Below are 3,301 nucleotides of genomic sequence, written 5' to 3' on the forward strand. Positions count from 1 at the left end.
GGCCCCGCCGCCGCTCCCTGCTGCGCGGCGGCGGTGCCCTCGCGGTGGCCGGAGCGGGCCTGCTGCTGCCCGCCTCGACCGCCGCCGCGTCCGCCGGTCTGCTCCGCCGCCACGCGCCCCAGCTGACCCACGGCGTGCAGTCCGGGGACGTGACGTCCTCCCGCGCCGTCGTGTGGACGCGGGCCGACCGTCCCGCGCGGATGTTCGTCCAGGTCTCGCCCACCGGCGACTTCCGGCGCTCCTGCCGGACCGTGCGGGGGCCCGTCCTCACCGCCGCCGGCGACTTCACGGGCCGCGTCGAGCTCACCGGCCTGCCGCAGGGCTCCGACGTGGCCTACCGCGTGGTCCTCGGGGACCCGGACGCCCACCGGCCGGACGGCGCCTCGCTGCAGGGCTCCCTGCGCACGGCGCCGGGCCGCCGGCAGCGCCAGGGGGTGCGGTTCCTCTGGAGCGGCGACCAGGCCGGTCAGGGCTGGGGCCGCAACCCCGACCTCGGGGGGTTCCCCATCTACCGCGCCATGACGGCGCGCGAACCCGACTTCTTCCTGCACTCGGGCGACACGGTCTACGCCGACGGTCCCATCACGGGCGACGTGCTGCTGCCCGACGGGCGGACCTACCGCAACGTCGTCACCGAGGTGAAGTCCCACGTCGCGCAGACCCTCGACGACTTCCGCGGCGCCTTCCAGTACAACCTCGAGGACGACGGGCTGAAGGAGTTCTTCGCCCGCACCTCCCAGGTGAACCAGTGGGACGACCACGAGGTGCACAACAACTGGTACCCCCACCAGATCATCGAGGACCCGAAGTACACCGAGAAGAGCATCGACGTCCTGCGCGGGCGGGGTGAGCAGGCCTGGCGCGAGTACGTGCCGATCTCCTCGCGCCGCGACGACCGCGTGTACCGGTCCTTCCACCACGGCGCGCTCCTCGACGTGTTCGTCCTGGACATGCGCTCCTACCGCGACTCCAACGCCGACGGGGCGGTCGCCGGCGCAGTCGGCCCCGAGGGCGGGATCCTCGGCGCCGAGCAGGCGCGCTGGCTCGTCGAGGCGATGGCCGCCTCGCGGGCGACCTGGAAGGTCGTCCAGGCGGACATGCCGCTGGGCCTGGTCGTGCCGGACTCCGCGACCGGCACCGACGGCATCGAGGCCGTGGCGCAGGGCGACCCCGGTGTCCCGCTGGGCCGCGAGCGCCAGATCGCGTGGATCCTGCGGGAGCTGAAGCGTCGCGGGGTGCGCAACCACGTGTGGCTCACCGCCGACGTCCACTACACCGCGGCCCACCACTACGACCCGGCGCGGGCCACGTTCACCGAGTTCGACCCGTTCTGGGAGTTCGTCACCGGGCCGCTGCACGCGGGTGCGTTCGGCCCCAGCGACCTCGACTCCACGTTCGGCCCGGAGGTGCGGTTCCAGGCCGTCCCGCCGCGGCCGAACACCTCACCGCTGGAGGGGTCGCAGTTCTTCGGCGAGGTCGAGATCGACCCCGACGACGAGGCCCTCACCGTGACCCTGCGCGACGTCGCGGGGGGCGCGCTCTGGTCGACCACGCTCGACCCGCGGGAGTAGCCGGCCGGTCGCCGCGGGACGGCCCGCGGCGCCGCGTCCGAGGTCCGGGCGCGCGCGTCGCGGGGAGCACGGGGCCGGGCGGCGTGGGAGCGTGGCCGCCGTGACCACGGCCCGGGACGAGCGCTGAGCACCGGGACGTTCCGGGCGCCCGCGCTCGAGGACCGCGCACGCGTGCGGCGGCGCGGGACGTGGTGGGCGTGGGCCGTCCCGGTCGCCGTCGCGGCCGTGACGACCGCGTGGCGGCTGGGAGCGAAGCCGCTGTGGCGCGACGAGGTCTACACGCTCGCCACGGCCGTGCGCGACTACGACGTCATGCTGCGCGGGCTGCGCGTGACCGACGCGGGCCTCGGCCTCTGGTACGCCGCGGTCCACCCGTGGGTGCAGCTGTCCACCTCGACGCTGTGGCTGCGCCTGCCGGGGGCGGCGGCCACCGTCGCCACCGCGGCGCTGACGGCGCTCGTCGCGCGCCGGCTCGCCGGTCCGGGCGCGGGGGCCGTGGCCGGCGTGCTCGCCGTCCTGACCCCGGTCGTGGTGACCCACAGCCAGGAGGCCCGCCCCTACCCCGTCATCACGGCCTGCGTGGCGGCGACCGCCTACGGCCTGCTGCGCGACCGCGCGGAGCCGCGGCGGCGGTGGCTGCTGCTGTGGGCGGGCGCGGGCACGGCCGCCGCGGGTCTGCACGTGCTCACGGGGGCCCCGGTGGTCGCGGCGCTGCTGGCCGTCGCGCTGGTGGCGCCGGGCCGCTGCCGCCGCCGGCGCGTCGTGGGGGGCGGCCTGCCCGCGGCCGCCGTGACGCTCGGCATGGTCGTGGCCGGGCTGAGCCAGGCGCCCGGCCGGATCGGCCCCGACTTCCCGCTCCTGGAGCGCACGGCCGGCCTGTGGACGTCCTACGCGGGCAGCGCGCCCGCGCTGGTGGGGCTCCTCGGGCTGGCCGTGGCGGGGGCGGCGGCGCTGCGCCACGACCCCCCGGCGCTCGCCCTGGTGCTCGCGGGGGTGCTGGCCCCCGTCGCCGGCGTCGTGGGCGCGGCCGCCGCCGGGCAGCTGTTCGAGGCGCGCTACACGACCGCCGCCGCGCCGGCGGGCCTCGCGGCGGCGGGGGCGGTCGTGGCGCTCACCGTGGCGGGGCAGGTGCCGCACCTCGTCACCGAGCGGGAGCGGCCCTGGGTCGGCGACGACGTGCGCTGCGCGACGGGCGCCCTCGCGGCCGGGGCGCGCCCCGGCGACGCGCTCGTGGCGCTGGGCAACACCACCCGGCCGATGCTGCGCGCCTCCCTGCCCCGCGGCGTGCCCGCCGACGACGTGCTCCTGGCCGTCGACCCGGCGCGCAGCGTCTCGATCGGCGGGGACGAGCTCCCCGAGGCCGACCGGACCCCGGCCCTGGCCGGCGCGGAGCGGGTCTGGCTCGTGGGGGTCCGCCTCCACGACCCGTGGCCCGTCGCGTTCCCCGCGTCCCTGCGGGCGGTGCAGGCGGGCCGGGCGCAGACCTCCGGCCGGGACTGCGGCGACCTCCGCGTCGAGCTGTGGACCGCGCCCGGCCCCGCCCGGACGCCGGCCGGCTGAGCGCCTCCCGGCCCGTCAGGCGTCCCCGGCGGCCGGGCCCTCGAAGGTCGTCGCGTCGACCGCGACCCCGTCGTCCGCGGGCTCGGTGAAGTGCGCCCCGAGGCTGCAGCAGCCGACGTTGACGCTGTCGGCGTAGATGCCGGGGCAGCCGTTGCCGAAGATGCAGGACC

2 protein-coding genes are annotated in these 3,301 nt (G+C 77.7%); both read left to right on the plus strand.

Features of this window, described 5'->3' with window-relative positions; genetic code table 11:
* On the plus strand, positions 1–1,571 hold a 1,571-nt coding region (locus GTR02_RS20765), incomplete at its 5' end, for an alkaline phosphatase D family protein (RefSeq protein ID WP_166609377.1).
* Between the two features lie 171 nt (positions 1,572–1,742).
* On the plus strand, positions 1,743–3,131 hold the full coding sequence (locus tag GTR02_RS20770) for a glycosyltransferase family 39 protein (RefSeq protein ID WP_166609378.1): 1,389 nt from the start codon (positions 1,743–1,745) through the stop codon (positions 3,129–3,131).
* The last annotated feature ends 170 nt before the right edge of the window (positions 3,132–3,301 follow it).

It is taken from the genome of Kineococcus siccus, from assembly GCF_009906795.1.
Classification (GTDB): domain Bacteria; phylum Actinomycetota; class Actinomycetes; order Actinomycetales; family Kineococcaceae; genus Kineococcus; species Kineococcus siccus.